Raw genomic sequence first — 20,208 nt, 5'->3', positions numbered from 1 at the left:
CTCTCAAAGAAAGGGCCCGTCGCTTAGAGCGACCCTGACGGGACTTGAACCCGCGACCTCCGCCGTGACAGGGCGGCACGCTAACCAACTGCGCTACAGGGCCATGCTATTTAGTTGTACGAGTGACCCCAACGGGATTCGAACCCGTGCTACCGCCGTGAAAGGGCGGCGTCCTAGGCCGCTAAACGATGGGGCCGAAAGAACCCAAGGGCTCAGGCTTACCGACGCTCAAGCATACGCATTTCACGCCCAAACCGCCAATCGCGGGCGCGTCCGCCGTGCGTCAGCCCGCGAGCGGGGGATGCTGGGCGTCGGAGCATGCGCGGGTGGCCCTGGCGCAGTGGCCGAGGGCTCGCGGGGTCCAGGCGGCTGATTGCGGCACAACATCCCTCCAATCCGTTGCGGATGTGACGGATGTTGTTAGTGTGAATGATGTTACTGACGTACTGAGCGGGAGGGCGACGTGTCAGATCTGCACGGCGATGCCTTTTTGCGCGGCGCTTCCGAGACGGAACCGGACTGCGGATGCGCCCCGACGCCGGCTGAACGCCAGGCGAACGCCGCGATGGCCAAGCGGTCCGTGTCGCGCCGCTGGCTCCTCGGCGCCGGTGCTCTCGGTCTGGTCGCGGCCGGTGCGATCGGCGGACCGATGCTCCCCGCAGCCTTTGCCGCGACGTACCCGTCGTGGGATGACGTCCAGCGCGCCAAGGGCAATGAGGCTTCGAAGGCGAGCGAGGTCACTCGCATCGAGGGCCTCATCAACCAGCTCCAGGCCAACGTCGTGGCCACCCAGGCGATCGCCGAGCAGCGTTCGATGGAGTACTTCCAGGCCGAAGAGGAGTACCTCAACTCGGTCATGATCGCCGATGACCTGCAGGCGCAGGCCGATGCGCAGGGCGCCGCCGCGACCGCGGCCTCGGAGCGCGCGGGCCGCGTCGCCTCGCAGCTCTACCGCACCGGCGGCGACGACACCTCGCTCGAGCTGTTCTTCGCGGGCTCGGCGACGGGAGCAGACGACCTACTCGGACGCCTCGGCCGCATGGACAAGGTGCTCGAGCGCAACAAAGACACCTTCGCCACCGCTGTCACGGCCCAGAACTCGGCGCAGTCGCTGAGCGACCAGGCATCCGTCGCCCGCGACGAACGCGACCGCCTGAAGCAGGTCGCCGAACAGAAGATGGCCGAATCTCAGGCCGCCGCGGACGCCGCCCAGGCCGCGCTGGAGGCGCAGTCCCAGCACCTCGTCGAGCTCGAGGCGCAGCTCGCGGCGCTGAAGGACACCACCGCGCAGACGATCGCCGGGTATCAGGCCGGTGTCGAAGCCAAGCGCAAGGCCGAAGAAGAGGCCCGTCGGCGTGCCGAAGAAGAAGCGCGGCGTCTGGCCGCCGAGGCCGCAGCGAACGCCAACAACGGAGGCGGAGGCGGCGGTGGCGGAGGCGGCGGCGGACAGGTCGGCACGACGGGCTGGGCGCGTCCCTCGAGCGGCCGCCCGAGCGACCGATACGGCTCCCGCGCGACTCTGTGTACCCCGAACTACGGATGCACCGGCTTCCACAACGGCACCGACATGTCGACCGGTTGCGGCGCCGGAGTCTTCGCCGCGTACAGCGGCCGCGTGACCTATGCCGCGCGCAACGGCCAGAGCGGCAACCAGATCCACATCGATCACGGCGGCGGCGTCGTGACGCGGTACTCGCACATCCAAGACGGCGGCTTCATGGTCGGCTACGGCGCGAACGTGAGCGCCGGCCAGCTCATCGGCCGCGAGGGCATGACCGGTCTCTCTTACGGATGCCACCTGCACTTCGAAGTGTGGATCAACGGCGGGCGCACCAACCCCGAGGTCTTCATGCGCGCGCGGGGCATCTCGATCTGACGCCTGAGACTCCGCCGGGTCGGCTTGCGTGCGGCAGGGGGGTCGCGCCTAGCCTGGTGGTGACCCGATCGGAGATCCCATGCCCGAACCCTGGTCAACACTTCTGACCTTCTCTCTCGCCCTCGTCGGCGCGCTCGTCCTCGTCTTCGTCGTCTCGGCGTTGGCATCGCTCATCGTCCGCGTCGCAGCCCGAGGCCGCGACTGGGCCGCGATTCTGATCCGCCGGGCACGCTGGCCGTTCCGGGTCGCGCTGCTCATCGTCGGCGTGTGGATCGCGGTCGCGCTGAGCTTTGCGGATGTCTCGTGGCGAGCCGTTGCCGATCACGCCCTGCTGATCGCCCTGATCTCGGCCGGGGCCTGGCTCGTCTGCCAGGTGCTGCTCTTCGCCGCCGACGTCAGTCTCAGCCGCTACCGCATCGACGTGCCCGACAACCGCGTCGCGCGGCGCCTGCACACGCAGCTCCAGATCGTTCGCCGGCTGGTCGTCGTGATCGTCGTCATCGTGGCGATCGGCGCCATCCTGCTGACCTTCGACGGCGTGCGCGCCGTCGGCGCGAGCGTCCTCGCATCCGCGGGAATCGTGTCGATCGTCGCCGGTCTTGCCGCCCAGTCGGTGCTCGCCAACGTGTTCGCGGGCGTGCAGCTGGCGTTCTCGGAAGCGATCCGCGTCGACGACGTCGTGGTCGTGGACGGCGAGTGGGGACGCATCCACGAGATCACCCTGACCTACGTCGTCGTGATGACGTGGGACCAGCGCACCGTCGTGCTGCCTTGCAGCTACTTCACCTCGACCCCGTTCCAGAACTGGACCAAGTACGGCAGCGAACTGGTCGGCGCGGTCGAGTTCGACGTCGACTGGCGGGTGTCGACCGACGGCATGCGCAACCGACTCTCGCAGGTGCTGGCCGAGACGCCCCTGTGGGACGGCCGCACCGAGGTGCTGCAGGTCACGGATGCGACGGGCGGCATGGTGCGCGTGCGGGTGTTGGTGAGCTCGGCCGACTCCGCCGCCCTCTGGGACCTGCGGTGCGTCGTGCGCGAATCACTCGTCGAGTGGGTGCGCGACCAGGATGTCTCGTCGTTGCCTGTGCAGCGCGTGCTCGTCGGCGACCCCGGCGAAGGGCGGCGCCACGTACCGGCTGCCGAGGGATCGTCGGACGCACGGGATCGCGCGGGGCTGTTCTCAGGTACGGCGGACGGCGAGGCAAGGGCCTCGGAGTTCACCGCCGCGATTCCGGTGGTTCAGTCCGAAGACCGCGACAGCCGCGAGCATCCGCTGGCGGATCCGGCGCGCGACGACTGATGTACGCGCCGGAGTCGGGGCCGGATCAGACCGAGCGGGGCGCTTCGCCCTCACCCTGCGTCTTGGTCCGACCCTCGTGCTCTTCGAAGCGCACGATGGACTCTTCGACCAGGCGCTCGGCCTCGTCGACGTCGCCCCACGCATCGACCTTGACCCACTTGTTCGGCTCGAGGTCCTTGTAGTGCTCGAAGAAGTGCGCGATCTCCTTCTTCGTGAAATCGGGGATGTCGTCGACGTTCTGGATGTGGGCCCAGCGGGGGTCCTTCGCCAGCACGGCGACGAGCTTGTCGTCGCCACCGGCCTCGTCGCTCATCTTGAGCACGCCGACGGGGCGCACGGTGACCATGACGCCCGGGAAGAGGGTGACATCGAGCAGCACGAGCACATCGAGCGGGTCGCCGTCCTCGCCGAGCGTGTTCTCGAAGAATCCGTAGTCGGCGGGGTAGCCCATCGGCGTGAACAGCACGCGGTCGAGGAAGACGCGGCCGGTGCCGTGGTCGACCTCGTACTTGACGCGGCTGCCGCGGGGGATCTCGATGACTGCGTCGTAAGCGCCCATGCGTGGCTCCTCGATAGAGATGGTGCGAAAAGTGAGTGGCGGAACTGCTGATCGCCGCGTTCCAGCCTAGTCAACCGGCCGGGGCGAACATCTCAGAGGTGCGATCGCCCGCATGAGGCGCTGTGGGGCCTCATCTGGCTGCTTGCGTCACACGGATCCTTCGAGATTTCGCCGAGGCCGGAGCAACAGGCCCGGGTACGGTGGGGGCGTGCCCGAGACTCCCGATTCCAGCGCCCTCCGCGGGCGTCTCGACCCCGCCGTAGCGGCCGTGCGGTCCGCGGTCCGCGCCGCGCTCACGCCCCTGAGTAGTGAGCCCGGCGCCCCGGAGCCCCGCGTGATCGTGGCGCTCTCGGGCGGCGCCGACTCGCTCGCGCTCACCGCAGCGGTCGCGTTCGAGGCGCCGCGGCTCGGCATCGAGGCATCCGCCGTCGTGATCGACCACGGGCTGCAGGATGCCTCGAGCGCTCAGGCATCCGCTGCCGCCGACGCCGCGCGGGCCCTCGGGCTCGCGGCGACGGTGATCGCGGTCGAGGTCGCGTCCGACGGCGGGCCCGAGGCCGCGGCACGGGACGCGCGCTACGACGGGCTGCGCGCCGAGGCCCAGCGCAGCGGCGCCGCTGCGGTGCTGCTCGGGCACACCCTGGACGACCAGGCCGAGACGGTACTCCTCGGCCTGTCGCGGGGCTCGGGGAGCTCGAGCCTGATGGGTATGGCACCCGCGCGCCGGGACGAGGCATCCGGTGTGCTCTGGCTGCGCCCGCTGCTCGCCGTGCGTCGCGAGACGACTCGCTCGGCCTGCGCCGCGGAAGGGCTCGCGGTCTGGGACGACCCGCACAACCTCGACCCGCGCTTCACCCGCGTGCGGGTCCGGACCAGGGCGCTGCCGGTGCTGGAGGACGAGCTCGGCCCGGGCGTCGCCGAGGCCCTCGCCCGCACCGCGGAGCAGCTTCGCGAAGACGCCGAGGCGTTCCGCGACATGATCGACGAGACGATCGAAGACATCGTCGAGCACGCCGAGGCGGGCATCTCGGTGTCGGTCCCGGCGCTCGCCGCCAACCCCGCGGCGCTGCGCCATCGGGTCATCCGGCACGTCGTGAACAGCGAGTTCGGCGTGAGCCTGACTCGCGCGCAGACGCTCGAGGTGGCGCGGCTCGTGACCGACTGGCACGGCCAGGCGCCGATCGACCTTCCCGGTTGCACGGCGACCCGGCGCGGTACCCGGCTCGTCTTCACGGCCCGCACCTGAGGCGACCGACGGATGCGGTGGGCCCTCGGGCCGACCGGCCCCAGAGCCTAGACTCGACCGCATGCGCGCTGCCGATCTTGCCGACGACCTGTCCGAAGTCCTGGTGACCGAGGAGCAGATCCTCGCCAAGCTCCAGGAGCTCGCCACCCGGGTCGCCCGCGACTACGAGGGCAAGGACCTGGTGCTGGTCGGAGTGCTGAAAGGCGCGGTCATGGTCATGGCCGACTTCGCCCGCGCGCTGCCGATGCTCGTGCCGATGGACTGGATGGCCGTCTCGTCCTATGGCGCCGGAACCAAGTCGAGCGGCGTGGTGCAGATCCGCAAGGACCTCGACACCGACCTGCACGACAAGCACGTGTTGATCGTCGAGGACATCATCGACTCGGGCCTGACCCTGAGCTGGCTGCTCGAGAACTTCCTCGTCCGCGGTGCCGCATCGGTCGAGGTTCTCGCGCTGCTGCGCAAGCCCAAGTCGGTCAAGGTGCACGTCGACGTGAAGTACGTCGGGTTCGACATCCCGAGCGAGTTCGTCGTCGGTTATGGCCTCGACTACGCCGAGCGGTACCGGAACCTCCGCGACGTCGCGGTGCTCGCGCCGCACGTCTACTCCTGATCTCCTGATCGCCATGTCCCACTCTTGGGCGCGTGTGTCCCACTTTCGACCGGTAAGGGGTCGCCAAACCGGCAGAAAGTGGGACATCAAGGGCCGGGCGGGGGATGTACGCCGTGGGCGAATGCACAGCCGGTGCAAAGCGCGGGAGCGATACCCTGTCTGAACCGCCCTGGTGCGGCACGTCGACGAAAGGCTCCGGGCTCGCCCCGCCACCATGGACTTCAAGAAGCTCACCCGCAATCCCCTGATCTATGTGCTGTTGATCGGGGTCTTCCTCATCGTGGGATTCACGCTGATCTCGAGCCTCGGCGGAGCGAAGCAGATCACCACGCAGGAGGGCCTCTCGCTTCTGAGCGGGGGGACCGTCGAGAAGGTCGTGACGACCGACGGCGACCAGCGCGTCGACATGACCCTGTCGAAGGCGTACGAGGGCGCGACGGATGTTCAGTTCTACTACGTGACCGCTCGCGCGGAGGAGGTCGTCAACGCGATCAACACCGCGGACCCGTCCGATGGCTTCAACGACGTCGTGCCCCAGGCATCCTGGTTCGACGGCTTCCTCTCCCTCATGATCCCGCTGCTTCTGCTGGGTCTGCTCTTCTGGTTCCTGCTCTCGTCGGCGCAGGGCGGCGGCAGCAAGGTCATGCAGTTCGGCAAGTCCAAGGCCAAGCTCGTCTCGAAGGAATCGCCCACGGTCACGTTCGCGGATGTCGCGGGCGCTGACGAGGCCATCGAAGAGATGCAGGAGATCAAGGACTTCCTCAAAGACCCGACGAAGTTCCAGGCCGTCGGTGCCCGCATCCCGAAGGGCGTGCTGCTGTACGGCCCTCCCGGAACCGGTAAGACCCTGCTCGCCCGCGCCGTCGCGGGTGAGGCGGGCGTGCCCTTCTACTCGATCTCGGGCTCGGACTTCGTCGAGATGTTCGTCGGCGTCGGCGCGAGCCGCGTGCGCGACCTGTTCAACCAGGCCAAGGAGAACTCCCCGGCCATCATCTTCATCGACGAGATCGACGCGGTCGGCCGTCACCGCGGTGCCGGCATGGGCGGCGGGCACGACGAGCGCGAGCAGACGCTCAACCAGATGCTCGTCGAGATGGACGGCTTCGACCCCAAGGTCAACGTCATCGTCATCGCGGCGACCAACCGCCCCGACATCCTCGACCCGGCCCTGCTGCGTCCCGGCCGCTTCGACCGTCAGATCGGCGTCGACGCGCCGGACCTGAAGGGTCGCCAGCGCATCCTCGAGGTGCACGGCCGCGGCAAGCCGCTCGCCGACGGCGTCGACCTCGAGGTCGTCGCCCGCAAGACGCCCGGCTTCACCGGTGCCGATCTCGCGAACGTCCTCAACGAGGCGGCCCTGCTGACCGCCCGCTCGAACGCCCAGCTCATCGACAACCGCGCGCTCGACGAGGCCATCGACCGCGTCATCGCGGGCCCGCAGCGCCGCACGCGCGTCATGAAAGACAAGGAACGCCTGATCACGGCGTACCACGAGGGCGGGCACGCACTCGCCGCGGCCGCGATGAACCACACCGACCCCGTCACGAAGGTCACGATCCTTCCCCGCGGCAAGGCCCTCGGCTACACGATGGTGCTGCCGCTGGACGACAAGTACTCGGTCACCCGCAACGAGCTGCAGGACCAGCTGACGTATGCGATGGGCGGCCGCGTCGCCGAAGAGATCGTCTTCCACGACCCGACCACGGGTGCCTCGAACGACATCGAGAAGGCGACCAACATCGCCCGCAAGATGGTCACCGAGTACGGCATGACCATGCAACTCGGTCCCGTGAAGCTCGGCGCCGCGAGCGGCGAGGTATTCATGGGCCGCGACATGGGGCACGGCCGCGAGTACTCGGAGTCGGTCGCCGAACGCGTCGACGCCGAGGTGCGGGCGCTCATCGAGCAGGCTCACAACGAGGCGTACCAGGTGATCAGCGACAACCGCGACGTGCTCGACAAGCTCGCTCTCGAACTGCTCGAGAAAGAGACGCTCGACCACCTGCAGCTCGCCGAGATCTTCACGGACGTGCGACGCCTGCCGCCGCGCCCGCAGTGGCTCTCGAGCGAGAAGCGCCCCGTTTCGGCTCTGCCCCCCGTCGAGGTTCCGAAGCAGAAGCTTCCGGAGGGCCTCGCCGCCGATGTGCAGGCCGAGGCGGTCGTCGCCGAGAAGCAGCCGCATCGTCGTCCCTCGGGTCAGGCACGCCCGGCCACGGCATAGCCCATGGCCGTCGACACACAGCGCGTCGAGGCGCTTGTTCGTGAGATCTTGGTCGCCATCGGCGAGGACCCCGACCGTCCGGGCCTGAAGCGCACCCCGCAGCGGGTCGCCGAGGCGTACGCCGAGTTCTTCGCGGGCCTCGATCAGGACCCGGCGGAGCCGCTGGGCAAGCCCATTTCCGTCGCGCGCGGACCCGAGCCCGAGACGGTCGCGTCGGGAGCGGTGCTGCTGCGCGACATCGCCTTCCGGTCGGTGTGTGAGCACCACCTGCTTCTGTTCCGTGGTGTGGCACACGTCGCCTATCTGCCGGGCGACACAGTCGTGGGGCTCGGCGCCCTGCCGCGCGTCGTCGACATCCTCGCGTCGCGCCCCCAGGTGCAGGAGCGACTCGGTGAGCAGATCGCGGACACGATCCAGCACGAACTCGACGCCCGCGGCGTGCTCGTGGTGCTCGACGCACGTCACGGATGCGTCAACATGCGTGGCGGTCGCCAGCCGGATGCCTCGACCGTCACCGTCGCGGCCCGCGGCGAGCTCGCCGAGCCCGCGGCTCGCGCCGAGCTGATCGCCCTGATCGGCGGCGTTCGCTCGTGAGCCCCGCGAACACCGTGGGAACCGTGATCATGGGGATCGTGAACACGACGCCCGACTCGTTCAGCGATGGCGGCCGGTACCTGAACCCCGAGCGCGCGATCTCGCACGCCCTCGAGCTCGTCGGCGACGGTGCGGGTGTGATCGATGTCGGGGGCGAGTCCACCCGGCCCGGTGCCGAGCGCGTGCCGACCGCGGAAGAGACTCGGCGGGTTCTGCCGGTCGTCGCGGCGCTCGCCGAGCGCGGCATCGTCGTCAGCATCGACACGATGAACGCCGAGACGGCCGTCGCCGCGGTCGACGCGGGCGCGCGGATCGTGAACGACGTTTCGGGGGGCCTCGCCGACGCCGACATGCTCGCCGCCGTGGCCGCGACATCCGCGGATTTCGTGCTGGGTCATTGGCGCGGTCCGTCGTCCGACATGTACGCCCGCGCCGCGTACGCCGATGTCGCGCGCGACGTCACGGTCGAGTTGGCGGAGCGTCTGCGCGAGGCTGCGCGAGCGGGAATGGATCCATCCCGGGTGGTGCTCGACCCGGGCATCGGCTTCGGGAAGACCGCGGAACAGAACTGGGCGATGCTCGCCGGCCTGGAGCATCTCGTCGCGCTCGGGCCGCGCGTCCTCGTCGGAACCTCGCGCAAGCGGTTCCTGACAGCGGCGCTGAGCGACGCATCCGCATCCGCATCCGCAGAGGTTCCGTCCGTCGCCCGCCGCGACGCCGCGACGGCCGTGACGAGCGTGCTGGCCGAGCGGGCGGGTGCGTGGGGTGTGCGTGTACACGACGTCGCGGCGACGCGCGATGCCCTGGCGATCTCGGCGGCCTGGCGAACGGGGGCATCGTGGACGGCCTAGACGAGATCACGCTGACCGGCCTGCGCGTGTTCGGTCGGCACGGGGTGTTCGACTTCGAGCGCGAGCGGGGCCAGCACTTCGTGATCGACGTGGTGCTGAAGCTGCGCACGACAGAAGCGGCCCGCACGGACGATGTGCGCGACACCGTGCACTACGGCGAGGTCGCCGACACGATCGTCGCGATCGTCGCGGGCGAGCCGGTCAACCTGATCGAGACGCTCGCCGAGCGCATCGCCGTCGCGGTACTCGCCGACCGCCGTCTCGCGTCGGTTCGCGTGACCGTCCACAAGCCGAGTGCGCCGATCGAAGCCGAGTTCTCGGACGTCTCGGTGACCATCGAACGAGCCGCGATCGACTTCCCCCGGAGCACCCCATGAGCCGTCGACTGGCCGAAGAACTGCCGCCCCGCGAGGCGAAGCCCGACCACGAGACGACCGTCGCGGTCGTCGCTCTCGGCAGCAACCTCGGCGACCGCGGGGCGACGCTCGAGGACGCGGTGCGCGAGATCGCCCGCCTGCCCCTGGTCGATCACGTGCGGATCTCGCCGACGCGCGAGACGATCGCGCTGCGACCGGATGGTCCGGATGCCTCGGCACCCGCGTACCTGAACGCCGTGGCCCTCGTCTCGACGCGGCTGGCCCCGAGCGTTCTGCTGGCGATGCTGCATCGCATCGAGACCGAGCACGGGCGTCAGCGTCACGAGCGCTGGGGCGACCGCACGCTCGACCTCGATCTGATCGCGTACGGGGACGTGCGGTCGGACGATCCGAACCTCACGCTGCCGCACCCGCGCGCCGCCGAGCGCGACTTCGTGCTCGAGCCCTGGCTCGAGGCCGACCCCGATGCCGTGCTCGTCGGTCACGGCGCGGTGCGGGATCTCGTCGATCGGCTGCGCCCACGGGCGGCGCAGGATCAGCCGGATGCCTCGGACGGGGAGCGCGCGTGAAGCGCACGAGTCCGCTCGTTCTGCTCTCGGCCGCCGTACTCGGCGCCCTCGCGGGCTTCCTGCTCGATCACCTGCTGACCGTCTCCGGGCGACCGACCTTCACGCCGTTCATCTCGTTGCCGATCATGCTGTTGCTGCTCGGCGCGATCGTGGTCGTCCTGGCGCTGCCGATTCGCCGAGCGATCCGGGGCCCTCGTCGGCAGCGCGGCGTGATGCCGACGGGATCGCCATCGGCATCACGGTCGGCATCGGGAATGCCCGTCAACCCGTTCCGGGCTTTGCGCATCGCGATTCTGGCGAAGGCGTCGAGCATCGTGGGGGCGGCGATCGGTGGGGTCGGCGTGGGCTTGGCCGCGTACCTGCTGTCCCGTCCCGTGCCGCCGCCGTTAGGCTCGATCACGGCGGTCATCGCTACCGCCGTCGCGGGGGCGATCCTCGTCGTCGCGGCACTCGTCGCCGAGAACATGTGCATCATCCGGAAGGACGACGATGACGAACCCCCCGAGCCCGCCGCCGGAGGCGACGCCCACCCCTGGTGAGGTCGTGGACGTGTCGACTCCCGGGCGCCCGATCGACGACTCGCCCACCGACCCGCTCGACGACTCGCTCGATCGTGGCACCTTCACCGCGCTGGTCGAGCCGCGTTCGCCGTCCCGTCTCGAACTCGACGCGGGCGACTGGCATCAGATCTCGCCCCAGTACGTGTGGGTTCAGCTGATCTCGAGCGGGGTGATGATCGTGCTCGTCGCGGCGGTCATGCTGTTCGTCGCCCTGTTCTTCCGCCAGACGTGGGCCTACATCCCGGGCGGGATCATCCTGGCGATCCTGATCGCGACGACCGCCGTCGTGCCGCGACAGGCGCGTTCGATCGGCTACCGTCTGCGCCGAGACGACCTCGTCTTCCGCCGCGGCATCCTGTGGCAGCGGCTCGTGGCCGTGCCATACGGACGGATGCAGCTGATCGACATCACCCACGGCCCCCTCGACCGCGGGTTCGGCATCGCGCAGCTGAAGTTCGTCACGGCCGCCGCATCGACGGGGGTCACGATCCCCGGACTGGAGCAAGAGACCGCCGAACACCTGCGCGACCTGCTCGTCGAGGTCGCCGAGTCGCGACGGACGGGACTGTGACCGAGTCCGAGCCGACCGCCACGCCACCCGGGGTACCCACACAGGCCCCAGACGAACCGTTCGAGGCGCGCAGCGACCTGAGTGACGGCGAGTGGCACCGGATGCATCCGCTGTCGCCGATCTTCCGCGGCGGCATCTTCCTGGTCGTGCTCGTCGGCATCGTCATCGCAAACCTGCGCGACCGGCTGGTGGCGATCTTCCTGCCGTCGCTGCTGCCGGAGCTGCCAGACGGCGGCGAGTGGAACTCGGGTGATCCCGTCGACTGGGTCCTCGACCACGGACTGCTGCTCGCGGCGTCCCTCGCCGCTCTCGGCGTGCTCGTGCTGGTCGTCGGCGGGTTCTACCTGTCGTGGCGCTTCCACACCTTCCGGATCACGGACGACGACGTCGAGGTCAGACAGGGCATCCTGTTCCGCTCGCAGCGGCGCGCGCCACTCGACCGTGTGCAGGGCGTCAACCTCACGCGCCCGCTGGTTGCGCGCCTCGTCGGTCTCGTGAAGCTCGAGGTCGTCGGTGCGGGTGCGGATGCGAACGTCAAGCTCGAATACCTGTCGACCAGCAGCGCGGAGCGTGTGCGCGCGGACATCCTGCGTCTCGCGTCAGGGCGACAGCTCGCCGAAGCGGCCGGGGTCGCTCCATCCGGGGCCGCCGCATCCGGATCCCGCGCACGGGGCGTGTCCGTCGCCGTCAGCGAGGGCATCACGGGACTCATCGCGGGGGCCGAGGGGCCGGCGAGCGAGCCCGAGAGCGTGGTGCACATCCCTCCCGGTCGGCTGATCGCCTCGCAGGTGCTCGGTGGCGGCACGGTCGCTCTGCTCGTCATGACGGGCGTCGCGATCGCCGGCGGCATCTGGGGTTCGCCGTGGGTGCTGTTGGGCCTGATCCCCGCACTGCTCGGTTTCGGGGCCTACTGGGTCTCGCAGATCCTGAAGTCGCTGCGGTACTCGATCGCGCCCACACGCCACGGCCTGCGGGTGACCTTCGGGCTCTTCACGACGGTGACCGAGATCATTCCGCCGGGGCGCGTGCACGCGATCGAGGTGCGGCAGTCGATCTTCTGGCGCCCGTTCGGATGGTGGCTGATCAAGATCAACCGCCTGACGGGACGAAGCGCGGGTGACACCGCGACCGACCAGTTCACGACGGTCCTGCCCGTGGGTACGCGCGCGGACGTCGAACGCGTCCTGCGCCTGATTCTGCCGGGCACCCGTGACGAGGAGTGGTCGCTGCTCTTCGACCACGGCATCCTCGGCCCCCGCGACGAAGACCCGTTCTCGCAGACCCCGCGCCGTGCCTGGTTCATCCGGCCGCTGTCGTGGCGACGCAACGGATTCCTCGTCTCGCCGCACGCGCTCCTGCTGCGACGCGGGCAGATCTGGCGGTCGCTCGCGATCTTCCCCTTCGCCCGCATGCAGAGCGTGGGCCTGCACCAGGGTCCGCTCGACCGATCCCTGCGCGTCGCGTCCCTGCGTCCGCACACGGTCGCCGGACCCGTCTACGGCTCGGTCGCCGCACTCGATCGTGACGACGCGCTCGCGGCGTTCGCGGATGTCACGGCCCGGGCCTCGGCCGCCTCCACGGCGGACCGGAGCCACCGGTGGGCGGAGCCGGACCAGGTGCCGGAGCCGACGCGGGAGGCGACATCGTGAGCCGCGCGGGGCGCCTCGGTGTCGGGATCATCGGCGCCGGCCGCGTGGGCCCGATCATCGGTGCGGCGCTCGGCGGCGCGGGGCACGCGCTGACGGGGATCACCGCGGGGTCCGATCCCGACCGCGTCGAGGCGATCCTGCCGGGTGTGCCGCACCTGGACCCGCCCGAGATCGTGCGACGTAGCGAACTCGTCGTGCTCGCGGTACCGAGCGATCAGCTCGCCGAGCTCGTCGCCGGACTCGCCGCGGTATCGGCGTGGCAGCCGGGCCAACTCGTTCTGCACACCGACGCGCGGTTCGGCACGGACATCCTGCGTCCCGCCGTTCTGCAGGGGGCCATCCCGCTCGCCGTCCATCCGGCGATCACCTTCACGGGTACGAGCATCGACCTGCGTCAGCTGCAAGCGGGGTACGCCGCCGTCACGGCTCCCGCGGCCGTGCTGCCGATCGCCCAGGCTCTCGCGGTCGAGCTCGGCTGCGAGCCCGTCGTCGTCGCGGAGGCGGACCGCGCCGCGTACGCCGAGGCGATCGCAACCGCGACCGAGTTCTCCCGCGCGGTCGTGCAGCAGTCGACCTCGCTGCTGCGCGGCATCGGCATCGACAACCCCGGCGGCTACCTCTCGGCGCTCGTCCGGTCGACGGTGGACCACGCACTCACCCTCGAGACGACGCTGGACTGGGACGGCATCGCGCGGGCCGGCATGGGCGATGCCGGATGGGTCAGCCGGGACGGCCTCGACGATCTGGGCGAGCCGCCGGGGTAGCATCCAAAGATGATCAGCTCCATCGCCGAGCTGCGCACCCGACTGGCCGACGCCAGAAGCGCAGCACGGACGGCGGGGGACACGGCGCGAGATGATTCCGCCGAGCCCACCGTCGCACTCATCTCCACCATCGGCGCGCTCCACGACGGGCACATCGATCTCATCCGGTTGGCCCGGGAACGCGCCGACATCGTGGTGGTATCGGTCTTCGTCAACCCGCTGCGCTTCGCCACCACGGCGGCCTTCGAGGCCTATCCGCGCACGCCCGACGCGGATGCCGCGCTGCTCGAATCGCTCGGGGTCGACGTCGTCTTCGCGCCGAGCGCCGAGGAGCTGCTGCCCGGCGGCGCGCAGACGACCAAGGTCACGGCGGGCGACCTCGGTCTGCGCTTCGAGGGTCGGGCGCGTCCGGGGTACTTCGACGGGCTGCTGACGGTCGAGGCAAAGCTGATCAACCTCGTCCAGCCCGACTTCACGGTCTATGGACGACGCGACGCCCAGCGCATCTTCCTTGTGCGTCGCATGGTGCGCGATCTGTACCTCGACGTCGAGGTACTCGAGACCGACACGGTTCGTGATGACGACGGCCTGCCGATCTCGACACGTATCGGGATGCTCGAAGAGCGCGACCTCAAAGCGGCAGGCAAGCTCGTGGCCGCGCTCGAGGCGGCGGCGTCCAACGCCGACCGCGGCGTCGACGCCTGCATCGCCGCGGCACAGTCGTCCCTCATGGGCGAGGAGCGCATCCGGCTCGAGTACCTGAGCGTCGTCGACCCCGAGAGCTTCCTGCCCGCCGACGAGGGGCACGAGGGTGCGGCCCTGGTTCTGATCGCGGCGACGGTCGCGGGGCACCGGTTCATCGACAACGCCGAGGTGTACATCCGCTGATCCGCTCGTTCGTCTGCGCACACACGCAGCCGAGACGCGCCAATCTGCGCGGATAGACTTGTGTCGACTTTCGAGGAGCCCCCGCAGATGACCGATTCTTCCGTTCCGCCTGCCGTGGCAGCATCCGACGCTTCTGTTCCGGAAGGCCTGGCCGACCAGGAAGACGTCTTCGAGCAGAAGGCGGTGCGGCTCGCCAAGCGCGAGCGCCTGCAGGACGAGCGGACGGATGCCTCGGGTGGCGCCTATCCGGTGAGCGTTCCGGTGACCGACACGATCCCCGCGCTGCGCGAGAACTACGGCGACCTCGAAGCCGACACCGCGACGGGCGTGCGCGCGGCGATCGCCGGTCGCATCGTTTTCAGTCGCAACACCGGCAAGCTGTGCTTCGCGACCCTGCAGTCCGGCGACGGCAGCCGTATTCAGGCGATGGTCTCGCTCGCCGGGGTGGGCGAGGAATCCCTGCAGCGCTGGAAGGAGCTCGTCGACCTCGGCGACCACGTCTTCGTCGCGGGCGAGGTCATCTCGAGCCGCCGCGGCGAGCTGTCGATCATGGTCGACGAGTGGCAGATCGCGGCCAAGGCGATCCTGCCGCTGCCGAACATGTACTCCGAACTCAACGAGGAGAGCCGCGTGCGCGCTCGCTACCTCGATCTGATCGTGCGCGATCAGGCCCGCCAGACCGTGCGTGCCCGTGCCGCTGTCAACGCGAGCCTGCGCGAGACGTTCTCGGGGCACGGCTTCCTCGAGGTCGAGACTCCCATGCTGCAGGTGCAGCACGGCGGCGCCGCGGCCCGGCCGTTCGTCACGCACTCGAACGCGTTCGACACCGAGCTGTTCCTGCGCATCGCCCCCGAGCTGTTCCTCAAGCGCGCCGTCGTGGGTGGCCTCGACCGGGTGTTCGAGATCAACCGCAACTTCCGCAACGAGGGCGCCGACTCGACGCACAGCCCCGAGTTCGCGATGCTCGAGGCGTATCAGTCGTACACCGACTACGTCGGGATCGCCGACCTGACGCAGGAGCTCATCCAGAACGCCGCGCGCGCCGTCTCGGGCTCGACGACCGTGACCTGGGCCGATGGCACCGAGTACGACCTGGGCGGCGAGTGGGACCGCATCTCGATGTACGACTCGCTGTCGGCGGCGAGCGGCCACGAGATCACCCCCGAGACATCCGTCGACGAGCTGTTGGCGCTCGCCGCGGCATCCGGTGTCGTCGAGCCCGCGCACGTCACGCACGGCAAGCTCGTCGAGGAGTTGTGGGAGCACTTCGTCAAGGGCGGCCTCGAGCGCCCGACCTTCGTCATGGACTTCCCGGTGGACACGAGCCCGCTCGTGCGGGCCCACCGCTCGGTCGAGGGCGTCGTGGAGAAGTGGGACCTGTATGTCCGTGGGTTCGAGCTGGCCACGGGATACTCCGAGCTCGTCGACCCCGTGATCCAGCGCGAGCGTTTCGTCGAGCAGGCCGTGCTCGCGGCGCGCGGCGACGTCGAGGCCATGCGCATCGACGAGGACTTCCTGCGTGCGCTCGAGCACGGTATGCCGCCTTCGGGGGGCATGGGCATGGGCATCGACCGCCTGTTGATGGCGATCACCGGGCTCGGCATCCGCGAAACCATCCTCTTCCCGCTCGTCAAGTAACGCCCCCTCGCGGGCGAACGCCCCTGTGCTCACTCGCGGGCGAACGCCCACTCTGGCAAGTGCGAGGCCGCGCACATGCTCAGAACGATCTGCGACAGGCCGTGCGCCGGGTCGATCTCGAGGGCCTGCTCGGCGTACCAACCCGCGTGCGTCGATCCGCCGAGGGCCCAGCTGAGCCAGGCCGCCGCCGCCAGGGGACCCGGCCGTGCCGCCCGCGGGGACGCGGCCGCGATGCGACGGACCAGATCGCGGGCGCGGTGCAAGCGGGCAGGATCGGGCCGCGGCCCCGCGCCGCAGAATCGCGCGCCGAGCTCTTCCGGATAGTCCTGCCCGGCCTCCCAACGCAGCTGCGCGAAGAGGGCGAGCTCGCCCGCGTGGATGTCACCGGCCCACTGCTGTAGAGCGACATCGCGCAGCGCCGGGCGACGCAGGCACCAGAGCAGCGCGGCGCCCGAGAACGCTTCCAGATCGTCGGGGTCCCAGAGCAGCGCATCTTCCAGCAGCTCGGGAAGATCATCGAGCGCCTGGGTCGCCGCGAGCGCCCGCGGGTCCAACCGCGCCAGCGAGGGTACATCCGCCACCTCGACGTTCGGCGGTGCGGCCAACAGAGCCTCGGCGACATCGTCGATCGTCAGGAGTGCACGCGCGATGCGCTCCTTCTCGGCCAGATCGACCTCGGGCAGGAATGCGCCCGCGCCCTGATCTCCCGACGGCACGGGTAGCGGCAGGCCGACCTCGCGCTCGTGCACCTCCGCGATCGGGCGGGCCTCGCCCTCCTCGTACGAACCCCAGGCATCGTCGGCGACGCACAGCGCCTCCACGACCCGCAGGCCGCAGAGGTGCGCTCGCTTCTCGAGAGCGGCGACCAGCTCGTGCCACACGATCGGTGCCGACGAATCGTCGCGGAGAGGAGCATCCGTGTAGACCACGATGGCGACGCCGTCGATCCGGTCCACCTTGCAGGCGAGCCCGATCGTGGTCGAGGCCATCGCCTCGACAGCATCGGGTTCGGGCAGGTCGTAGCGCATGACACCAGCCGTCCGGTTACCGCGGAACAGCACGAGCGCGAGGCTCTGGCGGGGGCGATACCCGGCCAGGGCGGGAACGAGGGCGAGGAAGTCTGCGGCATCGGAGGCCTTGATGATGGTGGGCATGTGGCCAGCGTGGTGTTCGGGCGGCCCGCGTGGTGCCCGATGCCGTCGATTCGGGGACGACCGGTCCGCGGGCTGCGGTGGGGAGGAGACATCCGATCGTCCCTGACGCTCCAGCCGACGTATCCTGGAGGGGTGGAAGGCTACTGGGCGGCACTGATCTGGTCGATTCTGCCGACCCTCGTCGTCTCGGCGGTCTTCTTCTTCGTGCTCCGCGGCATCATCCGCATGGACCGCACCGAACGCCGTGTCTACGCGCGGATCGAGGCCGAAGAGCGCGCCAAGCGCGGCATGGCTCCCGCGCCGGAAGAGCCGCGTCCCGCCGCACGCTGACCCATCCCGCTACGCTGAGCACGAGCCAGCGGAGGGAAACGGGTGCTCGTCCTCAATTTCGACATCACGTGGTGGCTGGTCGCCGTCCTCATTTTCGACCTCAGCATCCGCGTGTGGGCGATCATCGTCATCCCGCGAAACCGCCGCCCCACGGCCGCGACCGCCTGGTTGCTGGCCATCTACTTCATCCCGTTCATCGGACTGCTGCTGTTCTTCCTGATCGGCAACCCGCGGCTGCCGCGCGTTCGCCGTCGTAAGCAGCGCCGGATCAACCAGTACATCCACGACGCGACCGAGAACCTCGAGTTCGGGTCGCTGCGGCCGGATGCTCCGGCGTGGTTCACATCGCTCGTCACGATGAACCGCAACCTCGGCGCCATGCCCCTCGCGGGCGACAACACCGTGACCCTGATCGCCGAATACCAGGAGAGCCTGGACGCGATGGCCGGGGCCGTGCGCGGGGCGCAGCACTACGCGCACATCGAGTTCTACATCCTGCAGTCCGATGCCGCGACCGACAATCTGTTCCGAGCCATGGAAGAGGCGTGCGCCCGGGGGGTGACCGTCCGCGTGCTCCTGGATCACTGGGCCAACCGAGGCAAGCCGTTCTACAAGGCGACGCTCCGCCGTCTCGACGCGATGGGTGCGCAGTGGCACCTGATGCTGCCCGTGCAGCCGCTCAAGGGCAAGTACCAGCGCCCCGACCTGCGCAACCACCGCAAGCTGCTGGTCGTCGACGGCGAAGTGGCCTTCATGGGCTCCCAGAACGTGACCGACTCGACCTACAACCTGCCGAAGAACATCCGTCGGGGTCTGCACTGGGTCGACCTGATGGTCCGACTGCAGGGACCGATCGTCGCGAGCGTCAACGCCGTGTTCCTTTCCGACTGGTACAGCGAGACTGACGAAGAGCTCTCCGCCGAGTTCGACGTCGAGAACCTCGACACCGGACCGGGCGATCTCGATGCGCAGGTCGTGCCATCCGGTCCCGGGTTCGACTCCGAGAACAACCTGCGCCTGTTCCTCGGACTGCTCTATGCGGCCGAGCGCAAGGTCATCATCGTGAGCCCGTACTTCGTGCCGGACGAGTCGTTGCTGCTGGCCGTGACCACCGCGTGCCATCGGGGTGTTCACGTCGAACTCTTCGTCAGCGAAGAGGGCGACCAGGCGATCGTGTATCACGCACAGCGCAGCTACTACGAGGCGCTGTTGCGCGCGGGCGTGAAGATCTGGATGTACCGGAGGCCCTACATCCTGCACTCGAAGAGCCTGACGATCGACGACGAGACCGCCGTGATCGGGTCGAGCAACATGGACATGCGATCGTTCGGTCTGAACATGGAGATCTCGCTACTGGTGCGGGGGAGCGAGTTCGCCGATCAGATGCGCGCCGTCGAAGACCGGTACCGCTCGCTCAGCCGCGAACTGACGCTGGAGGAGTGGAACAAGCAGCCGCTCCGCTCGACCGTTCTCGACAACCTCGCCCGCTTGACCTCGGCCCTGCAGTAGCGGCGCGGCGCTTTCCGTGATGCCGCGGTTGCGCGGTGGGCTCAGCGTTATCGAGTTGAGCGTCGATCGTTATCACGCTGTCACCGTCCACGGATGATGCGCTCAGCGCCATCGGTCAGGATGGATGAGCGGTCGGCAGCACGTCCGCAGGGTACGGGACGAGGCATCCCGCCCGGAGGGGTTTCATCGTGGCAGTACGCAACGCGCTCACCGCACTCGGCGCCGGAGCCGTGATGCTCCTCGCGCTCGCGGGTTGCACGACCGCGCCCGCATCACCCGGGAGCAGCAGCTCGGTGCCGACCGGCGGCGAGGTGTCCGAGGTCGAGGTCGACGCGACCTGGCTCGACGACGGCCGGATGATCGGCATCATCACGTACGGCTCGTCGACGTGCATCCCGGTGGTCGAGGACGCCGCGTTGCAAGACAACGGGACGTTCGCCGTGATTCTCGCCGACCCCGACGAAGACACCGTGTGTACGGCGGACATGGTTCCGCGCGTGGCGCTCGTCGAGGCGCTGCCCGACATGGACCCCGCGGTCGACCTCGAGATCACGGTCGCGGGCGACGGATACACGGGCGACACCGAACTCGATGCCGTGCAGGGTCTCGACCCCTCGAACACGGCCTCGGAGTACGCGCCGAGCGCCGGATGGATCGACACGGACGACTCGTTCGTGATCGTGACCTGGGGCAGCTCGACGTGTGTTCCCGTCGTCGAATCGACCGCCGTGTCCGGCGCCGCCGAGGTGACCGTCACGTTCGTCGATCCGCCCGCCGACCAGGTCTGCACGATGGACATGGTGCCGCGCGCGCTGATCACGTCGGTCTCGGGCCTCGGCGATGACAGCGACGGTGACAGCGGCATCACGGCCGTTCTGGTCGGCGACGATTTCGACAACGTTCGCGTGCCGATCTACGGCTCGAACTAGACCGCGC

The 20,208-nt window shown here is 69.3% G+C and carries 20 protein-coding genes and 2 tRNA genes; 18 read left to right on the top strand and 4 right to left on the bottom strand.

Translation table 11 applies throughout. From position 1 onward, the window contains the following. Positions 1 to 29 precede the first annotated feature (29 nt). Together CGU35_RS14695 and CGU35_RS14690 are read right to left on the bottom strand one after the other, a co-directional pair. A tRNA-Asp gene (locus tag CGU35_RS14695) sits at positions 30 to 103 on the bottom strand. 20 nt (positions 104 to 123) lie between these two features. Next, positions 124 to 196: transfer RNA gene (locus CGU35_RS14690), tRNA-Glu, on the bottom strand. Positions 197 to 463: 267 nt separating this feature from the next. Here CGU35_RS14690 and CGU35_RS14685 point away from each other — a divergent pair. Together CGU35_RS14685 and CGU35_RS14680 are read left to right on the top strand one after the other, a co-directional pair. Next, positions 464 to 1,876 (top strand): peptidoglycan DD-metalloendopeptidase family protein, encoded by a 1,413-nt coding sequence (locus CGU35_RS14685; protein WP_181003455.1) that lies wholly within the window; start codon positions 464 to 466, stop codon positions 1,874 to 1,876. A gap of 79 nt (positions 1,877 to 1,955) precedes the next feature. Then, complete coding sequence (locus CGU35_RS14680) at positions 1,956 to 3,179, top strand: mechanosensitive ion channel family protein (protein ID WP_100812275.1); 1,224 nt, start codon at positions 1,956 to 1,958, stop codon at positions 3,177 to 3,179. Positions 3,180 to 3,204: 25 nt separating this feature from the next. Here the strand turns inward: CGU35_RS14680 and ppa are convergent, their stop codons facing one another. Next, the gene (gene ppa / locus CGU35_RS14675) at positions 3,205 to 3,738 is read right to left on the bottom strand and encodes an inorganic diphosphatase (protein WP_100812274.1); all 534 of its coding nucleotides are present in this window, start codon (positions 3,736 to 3,738) and stop codon (positions 3,205 to 3,207) included. Positions 3,739 to 3,946: 208 nt separating this feature from the next. On the opposite strand from ppa, the gene tilS reads away from it, so the two are divergent. From tilS to lysS, 13 genes are all read left to right on the top strand, one after another. Further along, positions 3,947 to 4,984 carry a tRNA lysidine(34) synthetase TilS gene (gene tilS, locus CGU35_RS14670; RefSeq protein WP_232711331.1) on the top strand — a complete coding sequence of 346 codons (1,038 nt, stop codon included), beginning with the start codon at positions 3,947 to 3,949 and terminating at the stop codon, positions 4,982 to 4,984. Between the two features lie 61 nt (positions 4,985 to 5,045). After that, positions 5,046 to 5,597, top strand: coding sequence for a hypoxanthine phosphoribosyltransferase (gene hpt / locus CGU35_RS14665; RefSeq protein ID WP_100812272.1), 552 nt, complete (start codon positions 5,046 to 5,048; stop codon positions 5,595 to 5,597). 214 nt (positions 5,598 to 5,811) lie between these two features. Then, entirely contained in the window at positions 5,812 to 7,818 is a 2,007-nt protein-coding gene (gene ftsH, locus CGU35_RS14660) for an ATP-dependent zinc metalloprotease FtsH (RefSeq protein WP_100812271.1), read from the top strand. 3 nt (positions 7,819 to 7,821) lie between these two features. Further along, complete coding sequence (gene folE, locus CGU35_RS14655; protein WP_100812270.1) at positions 7,822 to 8,412, top strand: GTP cyclohydrolase I; 591 nt, start codon at positions 7,822 to 7,824, stop codon at positions 8,410 to 8,412. A gap of 29 nt (positions 8,413 to 8,441) precedes the next feature. Next, the gene (gene folP, locus CGU35_RS14650) at positions 8,442 to 9,263 is read left to right on the top strand and encodes a dihydropteroate synthase (protein ID WP_100812422.1); all 822 of its coding nucleotides are present in this window, start codon (positions 8,442 to 8,444) and stop codon (positions 9,261 to 9,263) included. Continuing rightward, the gene (gene folB, locus CGU35_RS14645) at positions 9,251 to 9,640 is read left to right on the top strand and encodes a dihydroneopterin aldolase (protein WP_100812269.1); all 390 of its coding nucleotides are present in this window, start codon (positions 9,251 to 9,253) and stop codon (positions 9,638 to 9,640) included. Before folP ends, folB begins: the two co-directional genes overlap by 13 nt. Continuing rightward, positions 9,637 to 10,209, top strand: coding sequence for a 2-amino-4-hydroxy-6-hydroxymethyldihydropteridine diphosphokinase (gene folK / locus CGU35_RS14640; RefSeq protein ID WP_100812268.1), 573 nt, complete (start codon positions 9,637 to 9,639; stop codon positions 10,207 to 10,209). Before folB ends, folK begins: the two co-directional genes overlap by 4 nt. Next, a complete protein-coding gene (locus CGU35_RS14635) occupies positions 10,206 to 10,748 on the top strand; it encodes a DUF3180 domain-containing protein (RefSeq protein ID WP_100812267.1) in 543 nt (180 codons plus the stop codon). The genes folK and CGU35_RS14635 overlap by 4 nt, the downstream gene beginning before the upstream one ends. Then, positions 10,699 to 11,340, top strand: coding sequence for a PH domain-containing protein (locus tag CGU35_RS14630; RefSeq protein ID WP_100812266.1), 642 nt, complete (start codon positions 10,699 to 10,701; stop codon positions 11,338 to 11,340). The genes CGU35_RS14635 and CGU35_RS14630 overlap by 50 nt, the downstream gene beginning before the upstream one ends. Next, positions 11,337 to 12,989 carry a PH domain-containing protein gene (locus tag CGU35_RS14625; RefSeq protein WP_232711330.1) on the top strand — a complete coding sequence of 551 codons (1,653 nt, stop codon included), beginning with the start codon at positions 11,337 to 11,339 and terminating at the stop codon, positions 12,987 to 12,989. Before CGU35_RS14630 ends, CGU35_RS14625 begins: the two co-directional genes overlap by 4 nt. Further along, on the top strand, positions 12,986 to 13,753 hold the full coding sequence (locus CGU35_RS14620) for a DUF2520 domain-containing protein (RefSeq protein WP_100812420.1): 768 nt from the start codon (positions 12,986 to 12,988) through the stop codon (positions 13,751 to 13,753). The genes CGU35_RS14625 and CGU35_RS14620 overlap by 4 nt, the downstream gene beginning before the upstream one ends. 9 nt (positions 13,754 to 13,762) lie before the next feature. Next, positions 13,763 to 14,641: a pantoate--beta-alanine ligase gene (gene panC, locus CGU35_RS14615; RefSeq protein ID WP_100812265.1), complete on the top strand. Its 879-nt coding sequence runs from the start codon at positions 13,763 to 13,765 to the stop codon at positions 14,639 to 14,641. Positions 14,642 to 14,728: 87 nt separating this feature from the next. After that, positions 14,729 to 16,279: a lysine--tRNA ligase gene (gene lysS / locus CGU35_RS14610; RefSeq protein ID WP_100812419.1), complete on the top strand. Its 1,551-nt coding sequence runs from the start codon at positions 14,729 to 14,731 to the stop codon at positions 16,277 to 16,279. Positions 16,280 to 16,308: 29 nt separating this feature from the next. Here lysS and CGU35_RS14605 read toward each other — a convergent pair whose 3' ends face one another. Further along, a complete protein-coding gene (locus CGU35_RS14605; RefSeq protein WP_100812264.1) occupies positions 16,309 to 17,433 on the bottom strand; it encodes a DUF4192 family protein in 1,125 nt (374 codons plus the stop codon). Positions 17,434 to 17,565: 132 nt separating this feature from the next. Between CGU35_RS14605 and CGU35_RS14600 the strand changes: the two genes are divergently transcribed. The 3 genes from CGU35_RS14600 (at position 17,566) to CGU35_RS14590 (ending at position 20,201) form a co-directional block, all read left to right on the top strand. Beyond that, positions 17,566 to 17,763, top strand: a complete 198-nt coding sequence (locus CGU35_RS14600) for a hypothetical protein (RefSeq protein WP_100812263.1) — start codon at positions 17,566 to 17,568, stop codon at positions 17,761 to 17,763. A 42-nt stretch (positions 17,764 to 17,805) separates the two neighbouring features. Next, complete coding sequence (gene cls, locus CGU35_RS14595) at positions 17,806 to 19,272, top strand: cardiolipin synthase (protein WP_100812262.1); 1,467 nt, start codon at positions 17,806 to 17,808, stop codon at positions 19,270 to 19,272. A gap of 188 nt (positions 19,273 to 19,460) precedes the next feature. Next, positions 19,461 to 20,201, top strand: a complete 741-nt coding sequence (locus tag CGU35_RS14590; RefSeq protein ID WP_232711329.1) for a hypothetical protein — start codon at positions 19,461 to 19,463, stop codon at positions 20,199 to 20,201. Positions 20,202 to 20,208: the final 7 nt, after the last annotated feature.

This window comes from Microbacterium sp. BR1 (assembly GCF_002812725.1).
In the GTDB taxonomy this organism is placed as follows: Bacteria; Actinomycetota; Actinomycetes; order Actinomycetales; family Microbacteriaceae; genus Microbacterium.
Note: the sequence above shows the minus strand (reverse complement) of the source record. Positions and strands in the feature narration are given on the sequence as shown.